Genomic DNA, 23,686 nt, shown 5'->3' with positions numbered 1-23,686 from the left:
AAAATGATAGTCAAAAGAAAAACGGCTATGAATATCAGGAAAACCCATAGGTATTTGGGGATATTCATAGGTATACAGTTCATCATGTGGACTGTAAGTGGAATGTATTTTAGCTGGACAGATCTAGACGAAATACACGGAGACCAGTTTAAAAAAGAGACTCCAGATCAAACTTCATTTTCAGATCTACAAGCCCCATCGCAACTGGCGCCAGATTTGGAAATAAGTTCGGTAAACCTGCAGGAAATTGCCGGAGAGCCTTATTACTTCGTTAATGAAGAGTTCCTGCTAAATGCCAGAACCGGTGAAAAACTTCAGGAAGTCAATAAAGAACAGGCGGTCGCTATTGCCGGAAGATTTATGAAAGATGATTTTAAAATTTCCGGAGTAGAAAAAATTACCGAAACCGGGGACCATCATGAATACCGGGAAAATCTATTACCGGCCTATGTTATTTCATATGAAACCGATGAAAATTTAAAAGCCTATATAGGTGCGGTTAATGGAAGTTTTAGAGCGGTAAGACACAGAGACTGGAGATGGTTCGATTTTTTATGGATGACGCATACCATGGATTATGAAGGCAGAGATGATTTTAATAACCTTATTTTGCGTGGTTTCTCATTGTTAGGTTTAATAACCGTGTTAAGCGGATTTTTACTTTGGTTCATATCTTCGCCAAGAATGATTAAATTGTTCGGCTAAAAAGAATCAGGACTTCTGTGATTCACAGATTTAATTGAAATATTTTATAAAAGTTAATAATTAGTTTGATGAAAAAACAAGTTAGAAAATTAGTGAGCTTAAGTTTAGTAGCGGGAAGTTTGATCATGGTTTCCTGTGGAGATAGCAAAAAAGAAAATGCCGAGGCAGAAGCTGTTTCACATACAGAAATGGAACACGAAATGCATGAGGAAAAAGAAGAGGTTGCAACTGCTGTAGACGCTGAATTTAGCGACGCAAAAGTTAAGCAGGCTTTTACTCAATATATCTCACTTAAGGATGCATTAGTAGGAACAGATGCTGCTGCGGCAAAGGAGGCTGCAAAGCAACTTGAAGGAACCCTTTCAGAAAACAATGCTGAAATTTCTAAGATTGCAGGAAATATTGCAACTACAGAAGATGTAAATAAGCAAAGAGAAATGTTCTCTAAACTAACTGCAAAATTAGAGCCTGTATTTAAAGGGGCAATTTCTTCAGGGAAGATCTATAAGCAATTCTGCCCTATGGCCTTTGAAGGAAAAGGAGATTCCTGGTATTCTACTTCAGAAGAGATCAGAAACCCTTATTTCGGGGATAAGATGCTTAAATGTGGTAGAGTAGAAGAAACTATCATGTAAATAATACAACAGGCTGAAGATAAGTTCAGCCTGTTGTTTTTTGTATTAAATTTAATCGGTTTGGAAGGAGTAAAACTACATATCAAGAATGTTGTTTGTCAACGATGCATCATGAGCATAGAGGCTATCCTTGATCGATTAAATATTGCCTTTAGTGAGGTGAATCTCGGGGAAGCTGTGCTGGAACGAGAGTTAAACCAGCAGGAACTTGAACAGCTCCGGCTTGAACTTGAAAAAATAGGTTTTGAGATCATAGAAAACAGGGATCAAAAGCTTATCAATTCGATCAAATCATTGATAATAAAAGAGGTGTATTCTTCGCGCCCTTCAAATCAAAAACTATCTAGCCTTCTAAGTAATAATCTTAATTACGATTACAGCCACATCACTCATATGTTTACCGAAAGTGAAGGCCAGAGTATCCAGAATTTCTATAATGGAATTCGTATTGAGAGAGTAAAGGAAATGTTGCAACAGGAAGAAAACACCATTGCCATGATCGCAGATGAACTGGGTTTTTCCACACCCGCCTATCTTTCGACTTCGTTTAAAAAAGCAACCGGCTTTACTCCATCTCATTATAAAAATCTTCACATTAAGGACAGGAAAACCCTCGATTCTGTTTAAAGTCTACTAATAAATCAGATTTTTAGCAATTTCTTAAAGGACCCCGGTGATTATTCTGTGTAAATTCTTCTCGAACGAATTAATTCAGAATAATTATATACTATGGAATTAGACCTGTTATCGATTATCGGGATCGTTATTTACTTGGGGATTGTAATAGATATTTTACAAACCACCTTATCCATGCAAGGTGGAGGTTGGTTAACGAGTAGATTTTCTCATTTTTTCTGGAAAATATTTCTTTTGCTATCAGGTAAGAATGGTAGATCGAAATTCCTTGCTCATACCGGTTATATATTACTAATCTCCATTGTACTTACCTGGGTATTTTTACTCTGGAGTAGTATGGTATTAGTATTATATGGCAATCCGGGTTCAGTAATAAACAGTACTACTAAAATACCGGCAGATTTCTGGGAGATCGTTTATTATAGCGGTTTTACACTTTCTACACTTGGGATAGGAGATTATATCGCTGGTGGCGATTTCTGGAGAATGCTTACTACCATTTATTCTTTTACCGGGCTAATCCTGCTAACCATGTCTGTAACCTATTTTGTACCGGTACTTTCCGCTTGTATAGATCAGCGAAAACTGGGAATTAGCTTAAGTACTTTAGGTAGTACTCCACAGGAAATGGTTATAAACTCCTGGACGGGCAGTGACTTTAGCAGATTGACAAGTAAAGCAGATGACCTGGCCAATTCTATTATTAAATACAGTCAGCAGCACAGGGCCTATCCTGTTATCCATTATTTTCATAATAATAAGACGAAGTATAATGTGATCTTGCAGTTAACGCGATTGTACGAGGCTTTGATCATAATTTCCAATAAGGTGAATAAAGAAGACCACCCGGAGAAGGAAGATCTCAATCCTTTGGTGGTAGCCTTTCAAAATTATTTCGAAACTATTTCTGAAGTTACCCATATTAGTTTAATGAATGAGGCGCCCCCGGCAATCGAGATTAGAAAACTGCTGGAAAAAAGATTGATCGAAGATTCCGGAAGTCCTGAATTATCACAGGGCGAGGAAAAGGATCGCAGGTTCTTTAAAACCCTGTTGCATCAGGATGGCTGGACCTGGAAAGATGTGAATGCTAAAAGTTCTTAAAAGCATAGGTATCGAGTTAAAAACAATTAAAAACTGAAAGAACTTAGCATTTTATTAAAAGTCATTTCCATCATTCCTGTTTATTTTTAATCAAATCCATAAAAATTAATAAGTTATGAGAAATGAAAAACTAATTAGTGCTCTTGGAAATTGTATTAATCACTGTAATCATTGTGCAGATGCCTGTTTGGATGAAGACAATGTGAAAATAATGGTGGATTGTATAAGAATTGACAGAGTATGTGCAGAAGTTTGCTCAACGCTTAGTCAGGTTCTGGCTACCAAATATGACGATGTAAAAGGACTGGTAGAATATTGTAAAAAAATATGCCAGGCTTGTGCCGACGAATGTAGCAAACACGATACGCAACATTGTAAAGATTGTGCGAAGGCCTGTAAAGAGTGTGTAAGCGCTTGTGAGGCTTACTTAGCATAGAAAATTTTTAAAAAGCCCGGTTTAGATTACCGGGCTTTTTTATTTATTGAAAGTTTATTCCATTTTCTTGAAACTTCCCAAAAATGGCTATCGTTATCTTTGTTCTTCACTCTTTCAGGATACTGAAAAATTTATAATACATCCAGATGAAACATACATATAAAATTACCGGAATGACTTGTAATGGCTGTAGAAGCCATGTAGAGCAAACCTTGCAGAAGGTGGAGGGAGTTTCTTCAGTAATGGTGGATCTTAAAGATCATGTAGCAACTATAGAGATGGATAAGCATATTCCTCTGGATACTTTTGAAGCAGCACTTCAAAAAGATGGCGGGAATTATCATATCATAATGCCGGAAAATGATGATCATACTTTTGACGAACTAATGAAGCATACTTATAAGGTCACGGGAATGACCTGTAATGGTTGTCGTACTCATGTGGAAAAAACCTTAAGTGAAGTTGATGGAGTAACCCGGGCAAATGTAAACCTGGAAAAAGCAGAAGCTAAACTGCAGTTTGAGAAATCTGTTAAAATTGAAGACCTTGAAAAAGCGCTAATTCAAAGTGGAGGGGATTATCATATACATGAGCCAAATACTTCAGGGAAATTGATGGTTCATGAGTATGAAATTAAGGGAATGACCTGCAGTGGATGTAAGTCCAAAATTGAACAAACCCTTGAATCAATAGAGGGCGTGAAAGAAGCTAAGGTGAATCTACAGGAGGGAACTGCTAAAGTTAGTATGCTGGAGCATATTCATATTAAAACCTTTCAGAAAAAATTTGAGCAACTGGATGGAAATTATCAAATCTACCTACCGGGAGAAGGTCATAAACATGTAGATAAACCTAAGCCTAAAGGTGAAGGAACCGGTACCTGGTATTGTCCCATGCATTGTGAAGGTGACAAGACCTATGATAAACCAGGGGACTGCCCGGTTTGTGGAATGGATCTGGTGGAGGAAGTTAGAGCAGCCTCTGCTGTAAAATTCACCTGCCCTATGCATCCGGAAGTGGTAAAGGATGAGCCCGGAGATTGTCCTATTTGCGGGATGGATCTGGTGCCTATTGAACCGGAACCCTCTGCCGAGGAAAAGGGTTATAAGAAATTGCTGAAAAAATTCTGGATCGCGGTAGCCTTTACCGTGCCTATCTTCCTTATCGCCATGTCTGAAATGATCCCGAACAATCCGCTATATGACTTGGTAGAAATGAAGGTTTGGAACTGGATACAATTCGGCTTGTCGCTTCCGGTGGTTTTCTATGCCACCTGGATGTTCTTTGAACGTGCATGGAGATCCATAAAAACATGGAATCTCAATATGTTTACCCTTATAGGGATTGGAGCTGGGGTCGCCTGGATTTTTAGTGTCTTCGGAATGGTTTTCCCTGATTTTTTTCCAGACCAGTTTAAAACCCATATGGGCACCGTACATGTATATTTCGAAGCCGCTACGGTAATCTTAACCCTGGTATTGCTTGGTCAGGTACTTGAAGCCAGAGCACATAGCCAAACCAATTCGGCGATCAAAGAGCTGCTGAAGCTGGCGCCGAATACTGCAGTAAGAGTTAGGGATGGGGTAGAAGAGACCATTGCTGTTGATAAAATTGAAAAAGGTGATATTTTAAGAGTAAAACCGGGAGAGAAAATTCCGGTAGACGGAAAGATAAAAAGCGGGGCTTCGAGTATAGACGAAGCCATGATCACCGGAGAACCTATCCCGGTTGATAAAGCCGAAGGGGATCCTGTAAGTTCCGGTACTATTAACGGCACTCAGAGTTTTACCATGACCGCCGAAAAAGTAGGTGATGAGACCTTGCTGGCTCAAATAATCCAAATGGTAAATAGTGCCAGCAGATCACAGGCGCCTATTCAGAAACTGGCCGATAGGATCTCGGCTTATTTTGTGCCGGTAGTGGTAATAATATCTGTAATAACCTTTATCGTCTGGGCTATTTATGGAACTGAACCTTCCTATGTATACGCCCTGGTAAATGCTATTGCCGTGCTTATCATTGCCTGTCCCTGTGCCTTAGGTCTGGCTACGCCAATGTCGGTTATGGTAGGAGTAGGAAAGGGAGCTCAAAATGGGGTGCTTATCAAGAATGCGAGAGCTTTGGAGGAGATGAATGATATAGATACCCTTATTATCGATAAAACGGGAACTATCACTGAAGGGAAGCCATCTGTAGAAAAAGTGTTTGCTGTCGCGGCGGAATATTCTGAAACTGAAGTAGCCAGATTAATTGCTTCGGTAAATGCTCAAAGTGAACATCCATTGGCAACAGCTACCCTGAAATATGCTGATGAAAAGAATATAAAATATGGTGAAGCTTCAGATTTTAATTCGGTTACCGGAAAAGGAGTAGAGGCTAAATTCGAAGGGAAACACCTGGCACTTGGGAATGATAAATTAATGCAGGTTGAAAATGCTGAAATTTCAGAGGAGGTAAGAACTAAAGTTTCTGCAGAACAGGAGCAGGGAAAAACCGTTTCTTATCTGGCTGTGAACTCGAAAATAGTAGGATATGTGACAATTTCAGATAAGATAAAGGAAACAAGCCGCGAAGCCCTGAACGAGCTTCAGCAGGAAGGGATAAAGGGGATCATGCTTACAGGAGATAACGAGAAGACCGCAGCTTCTGTAGCTAAGCAAATGAATCTCGCTGAATTCAAAGCCGGAATGGTTCCTGAAAATAAAATGGCTGAGGTTAAAAGACTTCAGCAGGAAGGGAAAAAGGTAGCTATGGCCGGTGACGGGATCAATGACGCACCTGCACTGGCTCAGGCAGATATTGGGATCGCTATGGGGACAGGAACAGATGTTGCCATAGAAAGTGCCGAGATTACTCTGGTAAAAGGTGATTTAAAAGGAGTGCTTAAAGCCAAAAAACTGAGTGAAAAAGTAATGCGAAATATTAAAGAGAATCTGTTTTTCGCGCTTATCTATAACACCGTGGGTGTGCCAATTGCGGCAGGGGTTCTTTATCCCGTATTCGGAATTTTGCTTTCTCCTATGATTGCAGCTTTGGCTATGAGCTTTAGTTCTGTCTCCGTAATTGCAAATGCGCTGAGATTGAGAAGTGCGAAACTTAAATAATTTCAGTTTAAGGTCATTTCGACCGCAGGGAGAAATCTAAATTATATGATTGCTGAATATCCAGCATAACAAAATGTTTCAGAAAAACAAAAACTCCGGAATTTCTGGAGTTTTTTTTTATAGTTGGTTCTTAGGCAACAGAATCCAAAAAATCGTATTTGGAAAAATCTGATTTAAAATCTGCATTATTAATTAGTTTCTTCCTTTGCTACGAGGCCCTTTTCTTCCATTACGTCTCTTATCCTGCAATTGTTCCCATTGGGTGTATTGTTCTTCACTTAAAATACTTCGTAGTTCCTCTTTTTGTTGCTTATTCATTTCCATCATCTCCTGGCGTTGTTCTTTTCGTTCTTCCATCATTTCCTTTCTCGCCTCACGTCTTTCTTCCATCAGCTCCTTTCTTTCTTCTATCCTTTTTAGATAAAGTTCTTTTAGTTTTAGCTCTTGCTCCTGGGTTAGGTCTAATTGCATAGCCAGTCTTTTAGCCTGCAGGCTTGCTGTTTCCTCTTTACTAAGATCTGTTGGTTTTTGTGCCGGTTCCTGGGAAAAGCCAAAAAGGCTAAAAAACATCAGCATCATAACTATTAAATTTTTCATCATTACAGGTTTTAAGTTTCTGATACTTTGACTTTTATTATGAAAAAAGGTTTAAAAAAAGGGCCCGAAGACCCTGAAGATGTTTTAAATGAAAAGTGCCTTAATCCTGCTTCTTTTTGTCTTCTTTGTTTTTCTTCATTTTATAAGCCTTTTCATTCATTTTCATTTCCCTTTCGTGCATTGGTTTCCATTTAGCAAACTGAGGATCGTCCAGAATGTCTTTCATTTCTTCAGAAAAATCTTTCTGAATCTTCATTTTTTGTTCCTGCATTTCAGATTTTTCACCCGCAAGGATATCAGCCTTTAATTCGTTGAGTTTTTCCTGCTTTTTTAAATGAGCCAGTCTAATTTTTTCCTTTTGTTCAAGATTCAGACTTAGTCTGGTGGCTACCTTATCTGCATAGATCATTGCCCGGGCCTCGTGATCATTATGATCTTTCATTTTGTGAGACTCATGTCTGGCTTCTATCATTTCTTCTTTGTCTTCCTGAGCAAATGTGCTCATAGAAAACAAAGCAACGAGTAATAATAAGCATATCTGTTTCATAACCTGTATGTTGTTGATTTGTACTTACTTAAAATTACGCTATGCAGCTATGAAAAGGATATTCTTTAACATAAAAAAAGCTGCCGTATAAAACGACAGCCTTTTCGAACAAAACCAAACATTAAATTTTAGTTCACCGGATTAAGGATGAGGTCGATTCGTTTTAAAATATCCTGTAAGTGGTAGCGGGTTAAAGTATCGCCAGACCTGTATACAGAATTTTTGATCTGTCTTTCCAGAGTTTTTAATTCTCCTCTTACCACAGGTCTAATATCACTCTGGCTTACATTTACATTACTTCTGGTGATCCAGCTTCTCCATCTTGCCGGAATTTCTTCCTGCTCTTCATTCATTAAATGCTCTAATCTTTCGATATAAGCACGTTGTAGGTTTCTTCTATAGCGATCTATTCTTTTACCTGAATAAACCTCGCTCCAAAGGCCTTTTCTTAGATCGGTCATCATGTCAAGTAAAGAATAAGCTTCCTTACCGTTGATCTCCTCATTTTCCATCAGTCTCGCAATTCTACCAAAGTCTAATAGATTGTCCAGAGTTTTTTGTTGCATGTTTCTAATACGCTCAATATTTCCATCAAATTCTATCTTGTTGAAAATATCCTGATTGATCATCCATTCAGGAGTTTCGAAAAGCTGGTCCTGTAAGAACTTCATGGCTCTTTCCTGCTTCTCTTTATCTACATGAGTGTAAACAGCACCTTCCTGATCGTAAGTTTTATAATACTCATAAACTCCACCAATGTTAGCAGTCACGTGACCCATATAGCGGTTGTATTGAGAAAGAACCTGCTCATACAGATCTTCAAGATCTTCATAATTCTTTCCGTCTTCAGCAGTCCACTCAATTAGCTTTGGAACAATTCTTTTAAGGTTCTTGATCCCATATTCACTGGCGAGCATGGCATCATCTCCAAGATCTTCGGTTTGAGAACTTGGATCGATCACATTTCCCTGTTGTTTTCCGAAGCGATATTTTGCATCTCCGGCATGTTCCAGGATCCATTTGTCCAGTACCGGCTTTTCTTCTTTTCCAACTTTATCCAGAATTGGTCTGTATCCCCATGCGATCGCATATTTATCATAAGGTCCAATTTCCGGCATTAAAGCCACATCACCGTCTTCCGGCTGCGCGATATAGTTGAAACGAGCATAGTCCATGATAGATGGAGCTGTTCCAAATTCTTTAGTGAATTCAGGGTCTCTAAGCTTTTCAACCGGGTAAGCCACACTGCTTCCCATATTATGAGGCAATCCAAGGGTGTGTCCAACTTCGTGAGCCGAAACAAAACGTATCAACCTTCCCATTACTTCATCCTTGAATGCCACCCCTTGCGCATCTTCATTGATAGCTGCGGTTTGCACAAAGAACCAGTTTCTCAACAAGGTCATAACATTATGGTACCAGTTGATATCAGATTCTAAAATCTCTCCAGAACGTGGATCACTAACGTGTGGGCCGTTAGCATTTGGAATTGGGGACGCAAGATATCTTACCACAGAATATCTAACATCTTCCGGGCTCCAGTCCGGATCTTCCTCTACGGTTGGAGCATCTTTAGCAAGAATAGCATTTTTAAAACCTGCAGCTTCAAATGCAACCTGCCAGTCTTCTATTCCTTGTTTGATAAATGGAACCCATTGTTTTGGAGTAGCTCTGTCTATATAATATATAATTGGCTTTTTTGGCTCAACAAGTTCACCGTTTATGAACTTCTCAATATCTTCTTCTTTCACTTCAAGTCTCCAGCGATCAAGGTATTCTACTGTCTCACTTTTTTGAGCTGCAAGACCATAATCTGTTTGCTCTGTAGTGAACCAACCAACACGTTCGTCAAAATACCTTCTTTCCATGGGAACTTTTGGAAGCAGGATCATTGAGTTGCTGAATTCTAGCGAAATAGAACCTAAACTTTCGTTGGATGGTGGTTCGCCGGCATTGTAGGTCTTTACGTGTCTTATCTCAATATTTTGAGGATAACTCCTGATGGTATCGATATAAGAACGGCTTTCATCCAGTCTTGACACCTTGTAACGTTTTCTGGTACCATCTGGTAAGCCTAAAGCCTGAACATCTTTGGTATAAAGATCTGTAACTTCGATCACCGTAGATTTGGAAAGAGAATCTTTTCCTATGGTTTTAACATCGAAAGATTGAATGATAGGTTCAAAATTTGAATTTACCACTGCCTCATGTACAGGTAGTGAATCGGCTGCATAGATGTCATAAGAGACTACTCTAAGAAGAACTTTATCTCCCTTTTTTTGCCATCTGTGAACCTGGGTATTTTGCTTTCCACCTCCAAAACCAATTCCGCTGGCGGTCTTGGCAATTCTGGTAACAGTTAGCATCTCTCTGTTAAAAAGGCTGTCCGGGATTTCATAAAAATACTTGTTATCTACCTGATGCACGGTAAAAAGACCTTTATCTGTTTTGGCATCTTTGGTGATCACCTTAGCATAAGGTTTAATTCCGTTATCTTTCTTGGAATCGGCGGCAGTGGCAGATTTGGTTTCCTTTTTATCCTGTTTCTGAAATACAGCACAGCTGGAAACAGACATGGAAAGGGCGATAAGCAATAGCTTAAGGCTCTGGTTCTTGATCATAAATAAATGTTTTAATTAATAAGTTGTTCTATAGCGGGATTTGTGACATAAAATGAAAAAAGCCGCCGTTTGGCAGTCTTATGACTTGGGAAAAGCTAAAAGGTTTAATGGAAAGTTAAAAAGATTAAGAACTATCTTAGTTGATATGAAAATTTGTTTTTTTAGATAGAATATTAATTAGATTAAAAATCAAGTATTATGGATGAAGTAGTAAAGTTAGTTTCAGAAAAAGCTGGAATCTCTGAAGATAAAGCAAGAATAGCAGTACAGGTTGTGGCCGGAGTCTTAAAAGACAGGATGCCAGATGCTATGGCCGGGCAGGTAGATGCTTATCTAAAAGGCGAAGGTAAGGCCGGAAATTTAGGAGACATGGCCGGGAAAATTGGCGGGATGTTCGGTAAAAAATAAAATGAAAGACTGTTTAAAACTGTTATTACGTCTTAAGGCGTGCGAGCAGTTTTAAACAGTCCTTTTAATATTTAGAATTTACGAAGTTTTGATGCTCAAAACATCACCTTCTTTAAATACATCTACCATCTTATTCTTACGTAAGCCTTTAATGGCTTTATCCCATTTTTTGTTACTTAAACCAGATTGATCCTTGATCGCATCAAGCTCATGGATCTCATCATTTTTAAGCAATTTAAAAACAGTTTTTTCCTCTTCAGTTAATTCAACCGGTTTTTTCTCAGGCTTCATTTGAGGAAAGAAAAGAACTTCCTGTATGGATTGTTTATTGGTTAGGAACATGATCAATCTGTCCATTCCAATTCCAAGTCCGGACGTTGGAGGCATTCCGTATTCCAAAGCTCTAAGGAAGTCATTGTCGATAAACATCGCTTCATCATCACCTTTTTCAGAAAGCTTCAATTGTTCCTCAAAACGTTCTCTTTGATCAATTGGGTCATTAAGCTCAGAATAAGCATTTGCAACCTCTTTTCCGCAAACCATTAATTCAAAACGCTCCGTAAGCTCAGGATTATCCCTGTGCTCTTTACATAGCGGACTCATTTCCTTTGGATAGTCTGTAATGAATGTTGGCTGGATAAAGTTTCCTTCACATTTTTCACCAAAGATCTCATCGATGAGTTTTCCTTTCCCCATGGTATCGTCAACCTCGATCCCCATTCCCTTGGCGGCTTCGTATAATTCTTTTTCAGATTTTCCGGTAATGTCGAAACCTGTAAATTCCTTAATAGCATCTGTCATGGAAAGACGCTTGTATGGTGCCTTGAAATCTACTTCATGTTTTCCAAAGGTAGCTTTCGTAGTACCGTTTACAGCCATTGCACAATGTTCAAGCAAATTTTCTGTAAACTCCATCATCCAGTTGTAATCCTTATAGGCAACATAGATCTCCATTGCCGTAAATTCCGGATTGTGAGTTCTGTCCATTCCTTCATTTCTGAAGTTTTTGGAAAACTCATATACTCCGTCAAATCCACCAACAATAAGTCTCTTTAAATACAGTTCGTTGGCAATTCTTAGGTACAAAGGAATATCCAAAGCATTATGATGACTCACAAAAGGTCTCGCTGCGGCTCCACCCGGGATTGGCTGAAGAATTGGTGTCTCAACCTCAAAATATCCTTTATCATTAAAGAAATTTCTCATGGCGTTGAAAAGCTTGGTTCGCTTTACAAAAACCTCTTTTACCTTAGGGTTAACGGCAAGATCGGCATAACGCTGACGGTATCTTTGCTCCGGGTCGTTAAAACCATCATGAGTATTTCCTTCTTTATCTGTTTTTGGAAGTGGCAGCGGTCTCAGGGATTTGCTTAAAAGATGGAAATCTTTTACCATCACCGTCATTTCACCAACCTGAGTTTTAAAAAGCTCTCCTTCAATTCCAATAAAATCACCTATATCCAGCAATTTCTTGTAAAGGTCGTTGTATTTAGACTTATCCTCTCCTGTACAAATCTCATCGCGGTTAAAATATACCTGAAGACGACCTGTAGAATCCTGTAATTCAGCAAAAGATGCCTTTCCCTGAATCCTTCTGGACATAAGCCTTCCCGCAATCACTACTTTTTTTCCTTCCTCAAAATTTTGTTTGATTTGAGTAGTGGTATGATCCACCGGAAATAGATCGGCCGGATAAGGATTGATTCCGGCTTTTCTTATAGCCGTTAATTTCTCTCGTCTAATTTGTTCCTGTTCTGATAACTGCTGCATATAATTTTTTTTATGCATTCAACAAAAATGCGGATGCAAATATAGTGACTATCAGCCTGCCACACAACGCAATTAAAAGCCGAAATAATAATTCTATCTTTGCGTCAAAATTTATATTTAATGAGTGTTTGGAGAGTGATCCTTTCAGTGCTTTTTCCACCATTGGCGGTGTATGATAAAGGCTGTGGATCTATTTTAATTGTATTGATTTTAACCCTTTTGGGATGGATCCCGGGAGTGATCGCAGCTCTTATTATCATTAATAACCCCAAGTCTTGATCATGAACAAAGCAGTTGAAGTAAGGAATCTGGGAAGAAAAGATTACAAAGATACCTGGGATTATCAGGAAAAGTTATTCAAGGAAACTCTGGATCTAAAGATCAGGAACAGGAGGGAAGCGCTTGATTCTCCCACGCCTAATTATCTGCTCATGGTGGAGCATCCACATGTTTATACTTTGGGTAAGAGCGGAGATCTTGAAAACTTACTTGTTTCGGAAGCTGAATTGAAGCGAAAAGACGCCACTTTTTATAAGATCAATCGTGGTGGTGATATTACTTATCACGGGCCGGGTCAACTGGTGGGATATCCTATCCTTGACCTGGATAATTTTTTTACAGATATACATAAATACCTTCGGCTCCTGGAGGAAATGGTGATCCTGACCCTGGCGGAATATGGTTTGAAAGCTGAACGAAGCCCAGGGGAAACCGGTGTTTGGCTGGATGTGGAAACACCTTTCGCAAGAAAGATATGTGCCATGGGCGTTAGAGCCAGCAGATGGGTTACCATGCATGGTTTTGCCCTGAATGTAAATGCAGACCTGGGTTATTTTGATAATATTATTCCCTGCGGAATTAAAGGTAAAGCTGTTACATCTCTAAATGTGGAATTAGGAGTGAAAGAAGTGGACTTGTCTGAAGTTCAGGAAAAACTATTAAAGCATTTTAAAGACCTTTTTGAGGCCGAATTAAAATTCGTAGACTAAGATCTCATTCTCATCTCCTCGAACTACCAATTCCGTTTTAGAGTCCAGATCGGCATTGGAAAGGTCAACTTCAGAGCTTCCATATACCGGGAAGCCGTTGAGAAGTTCTCCGTTCTTGTTAAAAACATAGACTTTATTTGCCTGAGTATCTGTGATAGCTACCAGTGTTCTTCTTTTTAATTTAAAGATCTGGGGAGAGGTGTAAAGTCCAAAATCCAGAGAAACAGACTTTTCGTTAATTACCAGTTCATTTTCATTAAGATACGCCATTAGGTCATCTTCAGCGGCTAAGCGGTGATTTTCTGCCAGACCAAGGTCTTTTTTGGTTAGATTTCCCTGTGGCGATTTCTCCAAAAGGTTTCCGGACTGGTCTGTCCCAACAAATTTCGAGTCATACCCGAACCAGTCATTAGTAGAAAAATCCAATTTTTCGGTAACCGGAACTCTGATTCCTCCCTGCCTGTTCAGGATATTTAACTTCCCGTCCTGCTCGGCGATCAGGATATAATCTTTATGGCCTAATCTAATGTGTTTTGGTGTTTTAATAATATTAGAGCTGGCATTCTCAAAATCGAATCCTTTGATGGGTTTCCCTTTTGGTCCCAGCATATACACCCTTTTTCCCTGAACCATTACGAATCTGTAAGTCCTGTTGTTATCATAGTCGAAAACAGCTAAAGGTTGGGAAAGCGGATCATTGAATTTAACCGGAAACGGTTTCACATCTTTACCCGTTCTGTCGATTACCTCCAGGTTATAACCCGTGGAAAAAGCCAGTTGTTTATTCCCGTTTTTAAATAGGTCTACCTGATATACAGGGCTGGTGATCTTGCTATCCAGTTTCTTTTTCCAGAAGATGTTCCCCTGATTGGAAACCAGGTAGAGATTGTTGTTTTGATCCTGAACTACAATGTCCATTTGATCTGTTCTGTGATTTCTGAAAAAGACAGGAGAAGTGGCAATTGGTGAATTAATCTTTATGGAAGACTGTTGTTCCGCTTCATTTAGAGCGGTGTCATTCTCATCTGGTTCAGAAATAATTCCGTGCAGGTGAGAAAAATTCTCCTCTGCTATGAGCTGATAAGCAGCCAGGGTAAATCTCTTAAGTTTTGGAGTCTTATCTGAATCCTGGTCGGTGCTTTGTTTATTAAAACTTATGTTCTCAACCATTAAAACTGAAGAACGGGAAGACAAAGCTCCAAGCGTATTCAGGTAATGCTGGTTGTTTTCCAGTGTGTCAGAATTTAATACGGCTGAAATGATTTTTTTTAAAGGCTCTGTATTGGTACTAAATAATAGAAAATGGTCTATCACGGTATAATACCCAGGTTTTTCGGCCTGATTTAAATACGGATATGCATTCATCCATTTCAATTCCGTATTGATTTCATAGATCCGGTTTTCACGGTATTCTTCTATTATGGTCGAGGTGCCGGCCAACTTCTCTTTAGCGGCTTCAATTTCCTGAGCGTTGAAGGCGATCACATTACCCGAGTTTAATTTTATGAAAACAACTTCTCTTATGTGCTCGGGAAATGATGAAGCGGAAATCCGGACCGTGTCTGCTAATTCGGAATCTGAGCTGGTTTCTGGTTTCGAGCTGATCGCGTAAAAGCTTATAAAATCTTTTGGTGTTATTTTACTGGCTTCCGGTTCCTGCGATGGGCTTTGCTGCAGGCGATTAATAAAACTGTCTTCTTTTTTCAGGCTTAGACCATTAAAAATTAATTTGTGGTCTTCGGTTTTGAAGTCTATCGCACTCCATCCGGCAAAGTGGGTTGAATTTTCAATTCCGAATTTTTTCAGAATATTGAATAATTTTTTTTCGGCCCTATCTTCAAAAAGTATCGAAGTCTTTCCGGGATCTGTAGCATTAAACACTTTGAAGAAATCTTCCATCTCTTCGGGATTTGAGTTTGGCTGAAAATCCAGTAAGAGTTCTCTGGAATTGGAGATCAAATTGGCATTCCCGGTTTCTTTCAGGTAGAACGAATCATTTTCCAGGCCAATCTTTTTTAAGTTTTGCCCATTCAAATTCAGGCTTTCAACACTCTTATTCTGAATGGAATCCAGATTTATAAGGCTGCTGTCCTTTTTAGTAATAATCAGATAGTCCCAATTATCTGAACCCAGCCGGGAAAAACTAATCCCTGCCCGGTTATTAAACTGTAAATCTTTAAGGAATCCCAGGTTTTGCTGAATTTTAGCACTAAACGTGGGGCTAAAATTGGTGAAGATCTTATTGGTTGCCAATTCCTCTTCCAGCAAACCCAGATCAGGAGAAAGAAGAAATAATTCAGTATCTGCCGGGATATGATTTTTAATTTCAAATTTTGCTGACTCTGGTTTGGAGCAGGCGTAGCAGGATAGTATTATTAATAATACAAGAAATCTTTTCATCAGTTTAAATTGGGATACGCGCAAAAGTATAAACTTAGAAGGCAAACTTCAATTGATCTGGTAAGAGTTTAAAGCTTTTTCTGTGATATTTGGTAATCCCGTGCTCCTTTATGGCTTCCCGATGTTCTTTGGTAGGATAACCTTTATTCTTTTTCCAGTTATACATGGGGAATTCCTCATGTATCTCTTCCATATAAGCATCCCGGTAGGTTTTCGCCAGGACCGATACGGCTGCTATACTTAAAAATTTCCCGTCACCTTTTACTATACATTCGTGAGGGATGTCATTAAACGGATAAAATCTATTCCCATCCACAATTATATGCTCTGGTTTGGTGCTAAGTTTTTCGATACATACTTGCATTGCCTTGATGGAAGCGTTTAAAATATTTATTTCATCAATTTCTTCCATAAAAATATGAGTCACACTATAGCAAAGAGATTTACTTTGAATTTCATCTCTTAAATTGTTCCTCTTTTTTAAGCTTAAAACCTTAGAGTCGTTTAAAATATTGTTTTTAAATCTTTTAGGTAGGATCACAGCGGCAGCAGTAACGGGGCCTGCGAGACATCCACGCCCGGCTTCATCTGTTCCTGCAACAATTATATTTTTATTATATGCTTTAAGCATTCGTAAATAGTTTTTTAAAACTTTAACAAATATACACCGGTATTATAAACTCCCGGGGAGCGTTTAATACAAGCTTGTTAAAGTTTTAATAAGTTAAAATGTAAGATTTTTTGGAATGTTAAGGAATTATTAGCATTTTTGGCGCTGGCTAATTCAAATTTAACGAAATAATGAAAAAAAGATTAAATGGATTTCTAACACTGTTACTGGTGTTAGTAGTGCAAATTGGTTTTGCACAAGAAAAAACCGTTACAGGAACGGTTGTAGATGAGGAAGGTTTGCCCCTTCCCGGTGTTAACGTAATCGAAAAAGGTACCAGTAATGGTGCTCAAACAGATTTTGATGGAAACTATGCCATCTCTGTTGCTTCCGGTGATGTTATCGTATTTAGTTATGTAGGTTTCGCAACTCAGCAGGTGACTGTTGGTGCTGCTGATACTTATAACGTAACCCTTAAAACTGATGCTGGTGCTTTGGAAGAAGTAGTAGTAATGGGGTATGTTTCTAAGAAGAGAGAAGATATGACTGGATCTGCAGTGCAGATTGATTCTGAAGCTCTTCAACAAACTCCTATGGCTACTGTAGATCAGGCGTTACAAGGGAAAGTTTCAGGTCTTCAGATCTCGACTTCTTCTGGTACTCCTGGATCTGTGCAGGATATCCGTATTCGTGGTATAAGCTCGATCAACGCAGGGAATGAGCCTTTATATGTAATTGATGGAGTGCCAATCATTAACACGAACGTTGGTGGTAGTTCTGCAACTTCTTCACTTTCTTCTTTAGCGAGTTTAAACTCAAATGACATCGCAAGTATTACTGTACTTAAGGATGCTTCTGCAACTGCTTCTTATGGAGCAAGAGGTGCTAACGGGGTTATTGTAATCCAAACTAAGAGTGGTAAAGCTGGTAAAACTTCTATCAATGTAAGTTCTTACTACGGTTTTGCAAACAATGCTATCGATGGTCCGGATATGTTAACCGGTGCTGAAAGAGAAATCCTTTACTACGAAGGTATCATGAATACTTTTGGTGTTGGTTCTATGGATGAGGCTAAAGCTTTTGAAGCTGCTAACCTTGGAGATTACGGTGGATATGTTGCATGGAATGCAGCTGGAAGACCAGAAGGTAACTGGGATGAAGTGATCAAGAATAACGATGCGCCACTACAGGAGCACACTATTTCTGCTACTGGTGGTACCGAAGATCATAGTTTTTATGCGTCTCTTGGTTATTTCGATCAGGAAGCTACTGTAATTGGATCTGAATTCGAAAGAATCTCTGGATCTTTAAACTTTACAAAAAACCTTTCTGATAATCTTGAATTCAGTTCATCTAACACTGGATCTCATACTTTCCAGGATGGTCTTTTAGAAGGTAGTGCATACTTCTCTTCTCCGTTCACAGCGAGATATTTTATGTCTCCAATCGATATTCCTTACAATGAGGATGGGTCTTTTAACCTTAATACAGGTATTCCAAACCCACTATACATTGCAGAGAATGATATCGATCAGTCAAAATTAACAAGAATCCTTTCTAACAACTCTGTTAACTGGAGAACTCCTATCGAAAATCTTTCTTTTACTTCTAGATTCTCTTTAGACTACCAGGTTTATAACTACAAAACTTATAACAACAGACAGTTAGGTGATGGTGATGATACAAATGGATATGCATTTTTCGCTAGTAGAAATACTGTAACTTATGTATTCCAGAACTCTATTGACTATCTTCTAAGCTTTGGAGATCACAATTTTGACTTTAAAGCTCTTCAGGAATTCCAGAAATATAGAAGAAACTATATGTCTGCAGAAGGAGATCAGTTTGTTGCAGATGGTTTAAGTAACCTTGCTTCTGCAGGTAACCCAACAGGTGTAAATTCTGAATTTACTGACTGGGCTGTAGCATCTTATTTAGGTACTGCTTCTTATAACTTTGATAGCAGATATATTCTTAACGGTACTTACCGTCGTGAAGGTAACTCAAGATTTGCTGAGCAAAACAGATGGGGTGATTTCTGGTCTGTTGGTGCAGCATGGAATATTCATAGAGAAGATTTCCTTGCAGGAAACGACTTTATCAATAACTTAAAACTACGTGCTTCTTACGGTAAAACTGGTAACGCAGATATCGGTCTTAACCAGTACCAGGTTTTATTTAACTACGATTCAGATTACGCAGGAACAGGTGGAGCTTACCCAGCTGGTTATGGTAACGAAGACCTAACTTGGGAGACTTCTTATACTTTCGATGCTGGTATTGAATTTGGATTATGGCAAAACAGATTGACTGGATCTCTTGCTTACTATAGAAGAGAGTCTCAGGACCTTTTACTTAATGTACCTTTATCATTTACAACAGGTTTCGATAGCCAGTTTAGAAACATAGGTAGTATGGAGAACAAAGGTTTCGAAGCTGAATTAGACTTTGAAGTTGTAAGATCTGATGATTTCAACATGAGTATTGGTGGTAACGTAGGTACTGTAGATAACGAAGTACTTGAAGTTGCTCAGGATGCTAATGGTAACGAAATTGCAGTAACTAATGGTTCTTACCAGAGATCTGCTAAAGGAACTCTTGTTAATGAGTGGTTCTTGCCAACTTGGGCTGGAGTAGATCCAGAAACTGGAGTTGATACTTATTATACAGATGGTGTTGGTAGTGAAACTACTACTAGCTATACTCAGGCTAAGCGTGTTTACCAGGGATCAAGTGCACTTCCAAGCATTACTGCTGGATTGAACTTCCACGTAGACTTCAAAGGATTCTTCCTTGATGCTTCTGGATACTATGCTGGTGGACACCAGGTATATGAGTCATGGCACAGGTATATTAACCAGCCAAACCTATTTGCAACTGCATTCTACAATGGATATGATTCTTTAATGGACAGATGGCAACAGCCAGGTGACCAGACTAGAGTTACTAAATCAGTATTTGGTGGACAGCCATGGACTTACAACTCTAAGTATCTTTATGATGGTGATTTCTTCCGTCTAAGAAACGTAACCTTTGGATATGATTTCAATCCTGCTGTTACTGAAGCAGTTGGAATGAGCAGTGCAAGAATCTTCGTAAGAGGAACTAATCTTTACACTTGGGTGAAAGATGATAACTTGCAGCATGACCCTGAAGTAGATGCATCAGGATTTACAAGTATTGCTACACCTCCAGTGAAGTCAGTTGTTTTAGGTGTTAATTTAAAATTCTAAAAAGTTATGAAAAGATATTTGAATAAATTTTATTTCGTGGTCCTGCTCGCTGCAATGGTAGCAATGGGATCATGTTCCACAGAAGATCTAGATCCTTCTTTGGAGCAATCTAAAAGATCTGAAGAAGCCATCAAAACTGTTGGTGATATGGAAGGTCTTTTGAAAGGAGCTTACAACCGTTTGTCAGCAACCGGTTACTACGGTAGAGATTACCTGGTAACTAATGAGGTGCGTACAATAAATGTATTTTCAAACGGTAACTCTGGACGTTTTACTACAGAGGCAGCTCTTATGTACTTGCCAAACAGTGTTTACATCTGGGATAATGCATACGGGGTAATTGCAATCGCAAACATCCTTATCGCAACAGATGTTTCTACTTTGGAAGGTGATCAGGATTACGGTCGTCACATCCAGGGTCAGGCATATACGCTTAGAGCTCTTGCTCATTACGATCTTCTTAAAACTTACGGACAGCAGTACGTAGGTGGAGATCTTGGAGTACCTTACATTAAAACTTTTAAAGGTGGAAACGATTTCCCTTCAAGAGATACTGTAGACTCTAATGTAAATGATATACTTTCAGATCTTGAAGCTGGTTTTGCTGCAATGAGTGATGATTATTTCGATGCATCGAAAGAATTTATCTCTAAGTATACGGCTAAGGCTCTTGAGGCTAGAGTAGCACTTCAGTTTGAGAAGTGGGCTCAGGCTCGTGACGCTGCTAAAACAGTGATCGATTCTGGAATCTACGCTATTGTTCCTGCTGGAGATTATGTAGCTTCTTTTGATAATGATGGTGGTGCAAACTCTATCTTTGAGATAGCTTACAGTGGAACTGATAATAATGGTTCTAACTCTATGGAATTCATATACAGAGGATCTGTTTATGGAGATATCCAGGTTCTTCCAAATGTTGAAACTCTTTACGGAGATGACGATGTAAGAGCTGATATCTTAGGTTACGAAGGTGATCTTCTTAGAAACATGGGTAAATATCCAAACAGAGAAGCTAACGTGATCGTTATTCGTTACGAAGAAATGATCCTTACTTATGCAGAAGCTCTTTTCCAATTAGGTGATACTGCAGAAGCTCTAACATGGTTGAACATGATTCCTGAGAATAGAGGTGCAGATCTTTATACTGAGATCAATGTTGATAACATCCTTTTAGAGAACAGAAAAGAATTCGTTTTTGAAGGACTTTACTTCTGGGATATGTTAAGATACGGAATGGGAATCGACAAGGTTGATCCACTTCAAAACATTCTTGAGTCTGTTCCTTTTGGAGATTACAGATTAGCTTATCCAATTCCATTGACTGAAATTGATGCTAACTCTAACGTTACTCAAAATCCAGGTTACGGAGGATAATCCTAAACCAAGGACTTTATAAAGAAAAGCCACCCAATTAGGGTGGCTTTTTTTTGTTTTACAAATCAGGGAGCATCTTCCGTTAAATATTATATTTTTGTTTTCAATTGGGATGATATATGAAAAAACTGATATTCTTTCTTTTTTTAGTGTGCTCTGTAAATATGTGGGGCCAAAGACCTGATCAGGGTTCTGGTAAAAAGGAAACTAAAAAGAAAGATAGTGTTGCGCCTGTTAAATTATACAAGATCATTTCAATAGAGCGGGATACTACCCATTTGGATACTTCACTTACTATTCTCAAAGATTATAAGTTCAATTATCTGCGCAAGGATAATTTTGAACTGTTGCCTTTTTCCAATACAGGTCAAACATATAACAGCCTGAGTTTTAAAAAGGATCTTTCACGGGCCTTCCCGGAGTTTGGTGCCAGAGCCAGGCATTATAACTTTATGGAAGCACGGGATATAAATTATTATCATGTGCCAAAACCATGGACAGAGCTTTATTTTAAAACCGTTCCGGAGCAGGGACAGCAGGTAGATGCTTTTTTTACCGTTAATACCTCTAAAAATCTAAACTTATTCATTGCCTATAAGGGGATGAGGGCTCTTGGTCAATATCAACACATCCTTACCAGTACCGGAAATTTAAGGATGGGTTTTAGTTATGATTCAGATAATAGAAGGTATCACGTTAAAGGGCATTTTGTTTCCCAGGATCTTTTGAATGAAGAAAACGGGGGGTTGACCCTGCAATCCATTTCGCAGTATGTGGATAAGGAGCCAGAATTTATAGACAGGTCTGTTTTGGATGTCAATTTCGAAAACGCTGAAAGTACCTTGTTTGGGAAGCGAATTTTCCTGGATCAGGAATATTTGCTAACCAATCCGGCAGATTCCTCCAATGTAATTAGTGTGGGACATAGGTTAGATCATAGTTATAAAAAGTTTGTCTTTCAGCAGGATGCTGCCGTAAATTCTATTTTTGGTGAATCTTTCGAGAGTACCAACCTTGAAACAGCTACCAGGTCTACCATTTTCACAAATGAAGTTTCCTTGAACTATTCCAATCAGATATTAGGTAAACTTTCCGGTTGGTTTGGATATACTCATTATGATTATGGGTATAATGCGATTTATATAACCAATGAAAGTGTGGTTGGAAACCGCCTTAATGGAGATGTTCCTTATATAGGAGGTTCTTATGCTGAAAAACTGGGGGGATTTAATTTCAAAGCTGAAGGTCGGATTAATATTTCCGATCAGTTTTCAGGAAATTATCTGAAGGCCACCGCAGGCTATTCTTTTAATGAAACTAATCATTTGCATTTTGGGATTAGTCATAATAGTACTGCACCTAATTTTAATTTCTTATTGCATCAAAGTGATTATGTAAATTATAACTGGCAGAATAACTTTGATAATGTAATCTCTCAAAGTCTTTTTGCGAAACTTGATACTTCAGGTCTTGTTGATCTGGAAGCCGAATTATTGCAGATCGACAATTATACCTTTTTTGGATTGAATGAAAATGGAGGTGTAAAGCCTTTTCAAATAAATGATCAGGTTAGGTATGTAAAGTTAAAAGCTGAAAAAGAATTCGATTTCGGTTTATTCGGGTCTTATAATACTATAATGTATCAAAAAGTACTTGAAGGGAATGATGTGTTGAATGTTCCGGATTTCGTTACACGTAATTCAGTGTATTATAAAGACCATTGGTTTGACAATGCACTTTACCTGCAAACCGGTTTTACCTTTAATTACTTTACTAAGTATAATATGAATGGCTATGATCCTGTACTGGCAGAATTCTACGTTCAAAATTCTGAAGAACTGGGCGGCTTCCCCGTGGTAGACTACTTTTTCAATGCGAAAGTAGATAAAGCTAGGATCTTTTTTAAGCTGCAGCACCTTAATGCAGTGATCAACGGGAATAATAATTTCTCTGCTCCAGGCTATCCGTATGGCGACCTTTTGATAAGATTTGGCCTTGTTTGGGATCTTTTTATGTAATATTCAAAAGCCTGAATTACGACATTCTCGGTGAATTATGTTTTTCCTTGAACTTACTGATGGAAAATAAAAGATTTGTCTCTCAATTTATCCGGAATTCTTCCCGAATTAATCTAATTAAATAAAAGTCACAAATATTACATTTTAGTGTTGCGCAATTAAAAAACAGCTGTATATTTGCAGCCGCTTTCAGAGGAAGCGGATGTTCACTGACAGTACTAATGACAAGGCTTTTGAGCGGAAATTGCTTCAAAAAATAAATTAAAATTTTAATGATTTTAATTTGGTTGGAAAGAAGAAGTAGTTGTATGTTTGCAGCCGCTTTCAAAACGAGGGTGTGGGTTCATTGATAGTACTACTGATAGGGTTTAAGCGTTGTGAAAGCTTTTAAAAATTAAATTAAAATTTCTTTAAATTTTATTTGGTTGGAGAGCAAAACTCGTTTTATATTTGCACCCGCTTTGGAAACAAAGCGATGTTCATGTAAGGGCAAGGAAAA

18 protein-coding genes are annotated in these 23,686 nt (G+C 38.6%); 12 read left to right on the top strand and 6 right to left on the bottom strand.

Annotated elements, in window-relative coordinates; genetic code table 11:
- The first annotated feature begins 6 nt into the window (after window positions 1-6).
- The 6 genes from ACNKXV_RS03745 to ACNKXV_RS03720 all read left to right on the top strand — a co-directional run bounded on the left by ACNKXV_RS03745 (window position 7) and on the right by ACNKXV_RS03720 (window position 6,620).
- Complete coding sequence (locus ACNKXV_RS03745) at window positions 7-705, top strand: PepSY domain-containing protein (RefSeq protein ID WP_417906970.1); 699 nt, start codon at window positions 7-9, stop codon at window positions 703-705.
- A 68-nt stretch (window positions 706-773) separates the two neighbouring features.
- Window positions 774-1,340, top strand: coding sequence for a DUF3347 domain-containing protein (locus tag ACNKXV_RS03740; RefSeq protein WP_417906362.1), 567 nt, complete (start codon window positions 774-776; stop codon window positions 1,338-1,340).
- Between the two features lie 60 nt (window positions 1,341-1,400).
- Window positions 1,401-1,967, top strand: a complete 567-nt coding sequence (locus ACNKXV_RS03735) for a helix-turn-helix domain-containing protein (protein WP_417906361.1) — start codon at window positions 1,401-1,403, stop codon at window positions 1,965-1,967.
- Between the two features lie 102 nt (window positions 1,968-2,069).
- Complete coding sequence (locus ACNKXV_RS03730) at window positions 2,070-3,080, top strand: potassium channel family protein (RefSeq protein WP_417906360.1); 1,011 nt, start codon at window positions 2,070-2,072, stop codon at window positions 3,078-3,080.
- 115 nt (window positions 3,081-3,195) lie between these two features.
- Entirely contained in the window at window positions 3,196-3,516 is a 321-nt protein-coding gene (locus ACNKXV_RS03725) for a four-helix bundle copper-binding protein (RefSeq protein ID WP_417906359.1), read from the top strand.
- Between the two features lie 146 nt (window positions 3,517-3,662).
- Window positions 3,663-6,620 (top strand): heavy metal translocating P-type ATPase, encoded by a 2,958-nt coding sequence (locus ACNKXV_RS03720; protein ID WP_417906358.1) that lies wholly within the window; start codon window positions 3,663-3,665, stop codon window positions 6,618-6,620.
- 192 nt (window positions 6,621-6,812) lie between these two features.
- On the opposite strand, the gene ACNKXV_RS03715 is transcribed toward ACNKXV_RS03720, so the two are convergent.
- The 3 genes from ACNKXV_RS03715 to ACNKXV_RS03705 form a co-directional block, all read right to left on the bottom strand.
- On the bottom strand, window positions 6,813-7,220 hold the full coding sequence (locus ACNKXV_RS03715) for a hypothetical protein (RefSeq protein WP_417906357.1): 408 nt from the start codon (window positions 7,218-7,220) through the stop codon (window positions 6,813-6,815).
- A gap of 97 nt (window positions 7,221-7,317) precedes the next feature.
- The gene (locus ACNKXV_RS03710; protein WP_417906356.1) at window positions 7,318-7,764 is read right to left on the bottom strand and encodes a hypothetical protein; all 447 of its coding nucleotides are present in this window, start codon (window positions 7,762-7,764) and stop codon (window positions 7,318-7,320) included.
- A gap of 128 nt (window positions 7,765-7,892) precedes the next feature.
- The gene (locus ACNKXV_RS03705) at window positions 7,893-10,385 is read right to left on the bottom strand and encodes a zinc-dependent metalloprotease (RefSeq protein WP_417906355.1); all 2,493 of its coding nucleotides are present in this window, start codon (window positions 10,383-10,385) and stop codon (window positions 7,893-7,895) included.
- Window positions 10,386-10,583: 198 nt separating this feature from the next.
- Between ACNKXV_RS03705 and ACNKXV_RS03700 the strand changes: the two genes are divergently transcribed.
- Window positions 10,584-10,793 carry a DUF2267 domain-containing protein gene (locus tag ACNKXV_RS03700; RefSeq protein WP_417906354.1) on the top strand — a complete coding sequence of 70 codons (210 nt, stop codon included), beginning with the start codon at window positions 10,584-10,586 and terminating at the stop codon, window positions 10,791-10,793.
- A 78-nt stretch (window positions 10,794-10,871) separates the two neighbouring features.
- Here ACNKXV_RS03700 and lysS read toward each other — a convergent pair whose 3' ends face one another.
- Complete coding sequence (gene lysS / locus ACNKXV_RS03695) at window positions 10,872-12,563, bottom strand: lysine--tRNA ligase (protein WP_417906353.1); 1,692 nt, start codon at window positions 12,561-12,563, stop codon at window positions 10,872-10,874.
- Between the two features lie 120 nt (window positions 12,564-12,683).
- Here lysS and ACNKXV_RS03690 point away from each other — a divergent pair, with 120 nt between their 5' ends.
- Both ACNKXV_RS03690 and lipB read left to right on the top strand, forming a co-directional pair.
- Window positions 12,684-12,842 carry a YqaE/Pmp3 family membrane protein gene (locus ACNKXV_RS03690; protein ID WP_417906352.1) on the top strand — a complete coding sequence of 53 codons (159 nt, stop codon included), beginning with the start codon at window positions 12,684-12,686 and terminating at the stop codon, window positions 12,840-12,842.
- A gap of 2 nt (window positions 12,843-12,844) precedes the next feature.
- Entirely contained in the window at window positions 12,845-13,552 is a 708-nt protein-coding gene (lipB, locus tag ACNKXV_RS03685) for a lipoyl(octanoyl) transferase LipB (protein WP_417906351.1), read from the top strand.
- Here lipB and ACNKXV_RS03680 read toward each other — a convergent pair.
- A complete protein-coding gene (locus tag ACNKXV_RS03680; protein ID WP_417906350.1) occupies window positions 13,535-15,952 on the bottom strand; it encodes a hypothetical protein in 2,418 nt (805 codons plus the stop codon). The two genes, lipB and ACNKXV_RS03680, sit on opposite strands and share 18 nt — an antisense overlap.
- Before the next feature lie 34 nt (window positions 15,953-15,986).
- On the bottom strand, window positions 15,987-16,583 hold the full coding sequence (locus ACNKXV_RS03675; protein WP_417906349.1) for a ribonuclease HII: 597 nt from the start codon (window positions 16,581-16,583) through the stop codon (window positions 15,987-15,989).
- Between the two features lie 170 nt (window positions 16,584-16,753).
- Here ACNKXV_RS03675 and ACNKXV_RS03670 point away from each other — a divergent pair, with 170 nt between their 5' ends.
- From ACNKXV_RS03670 to ACNKXV_RS03660, 3 genes are all read left to right on the top strand, one after another.
- Window positions 16,754-19,795, top strand: a complete 3,042-nt coding sequence (locus tag ACNKXV_RS03670; RefSeq protein ID WP_417906348.1) for a SusC/RagA family TonB-linked outer membrane protein — start codon at window positions 16,754-16,756, stop codon at window positions 19,793-19,795.
- A gap of 6 nt (window positions 19,796-19,801) precedes the next feature.
- Window positions 19,802-21,169 carry a RagB/SusD family nutrient uptake outer membrane protein gene (locus ACNKXV_RS03665; protein WP_417906347.1) on the top strand — a complete coding sequence of 456 codons (1,368 nt, stop codon included), beginning with the start codon at window positions 19,802-19,804 and terminating at the stop codon, window positions 21,167-21,169.
- A gap of 119 nt (window positions 21,170-21,288) precedes the next feature.
- Entirely contained in the window at window positions 21,289-23,187 is a 1,899-nt protein-coding gene (locus ACNKXV_RS03660; protein ID WP_417906346.1) for a putative porin, read from the top strand.
- Window positions 23,188-23,686 lie beyond the last annotated feature (499 nt).

This window comes from Christiangramia aquimixticola (assembly GCF_048285835.1).
Lineage (GTDB): Bacteria > Bacteroidota > Bacteroidia > Flavobacteriales > Flavobacteriaceae > Christiangramia > Christiangramia aquimixticola.
The sequence above is the reverse complement of the archived record's forward strand: the minus strand, read 5'-3'. Positions and strand labels throughout refer to the sequence as shown.

Excerpts from the sequence above, each read along its gene's own strand:
- ACNKXV_RS03740 (WP_417906362.1), top strand. The coding sequence starts at position 774 with ATGAAAAAACAAGTTAGAAAATTAGTGAGCTTAAGTTTAGTAGCGGGA.
- ACNKXV_RS03730 (WP_417906360.1), top strand. The coding sequence starts at position 2,070 with ATGGAATTAGACCTGTTATCGATTATCGGGATCGTTATTTACTTGGGG.
- ACNKXV_RS03725 (WP_417906359.1), top strand. The coding sequence starts at position 3,196 with ATGAGAAATGAAAAACTAATTAGTGCTCTTGGAAATTGTATTAATCAC.
- ACNKXV_RS03720 (WP_417906358.1), top strand. The coding sequence starts at position 3,663 with ATGAAACATACATATAAAATTACCGGAATGACTTGTAATGGCTGTAGA.
- ACNKXV_RS03715 (WP_417906357.1), bottom strand. The coding sequence starts at position 7,220 with ATGATGAAAAATTTAATAGTTATGATGCTGATGTTTTTTAGCCTTTTT.
- ACNKXV_RS03710 (WP_417906356.1), bottom strand. The coding sequence starts at position 7,764 with ATGAAACAGATATGCTTATTATTACTCGTTGCTTTGTTTTCTATGAGC.
- ACNKXV_RS03705 (WP_417906355.1), bottom strand. The coding sequence starts at position 10,385 with ATGATCAAGAACCAGAGCCTTAAGCTATTGCTTATCGCCCTTTCCATG.
- ACNKXV_RS03700 (WP_417906354.1), top strand. The coding sequence starts at position 10,584 with ATGGATGAAGTAGTAAAGTTAGTTTCAGAAAAAGCTGGAATCTCTGAA.
- lysS (WP_417906353.1), bottom strand. The coding sequence starts at position 12,563 with ATGCAGCAGTTATCAGAACAGGAACAAATTAGACGAGAGAAATTAACG.
- ACNKXV_RS03690 (WP_417906352.1), top strand. The coding sequence starts at position 12,684 with ATGAGTGTTTGGAGAGTGATCCTTTCAGTGCTTTTTCCACCATTGGCG.
- lipB (WP_417906351.1), top strand. The coding sequence starts at position 12,845 with ATGAACAAAGCAGTTGAAGTAAGGAATCTGGGAAGAAAAGATTACAAA.
- ACNKXV_RS03680 (WP_417906350.1), bottom strand. The coding sequence starts at position 15,952 with ATGAAAAGATTTCTTGTATTATTAATAATACTATCCTGCTACGCCTGC.
- ACNKXV_RS03675 (WP_417906349.1), bottom strand. The coding sequence starts at position 16,583 with ATGCTTAAAGCATATAATAAAAATATAATTGTTGCAGGAACAGATGAA.
- ACNKXV_RS03670 (WP_417906348.1), top strand. The coding sequence starts at position 16,754 with ATGAAAAAAAGATTAAATGGATTTCTAACACTGTTACTGGTGTTAGTA.
- ACNKXV_RS03665 (WP_417906347.1), top strand. The coding sequence starts at position 19,802 with ATGAAAAGATATTTGAATAAATTTTATTTCGTGGTCCTGCTCGCTGCA.
- ACNKXV_RS03660 (WP_417906346.1), top strand. The coding sequence starts at position 21,289 with ATGAAAAAACTGATATTCTTTCTTTTTTTAGTGTGCTCTGTAAATATG.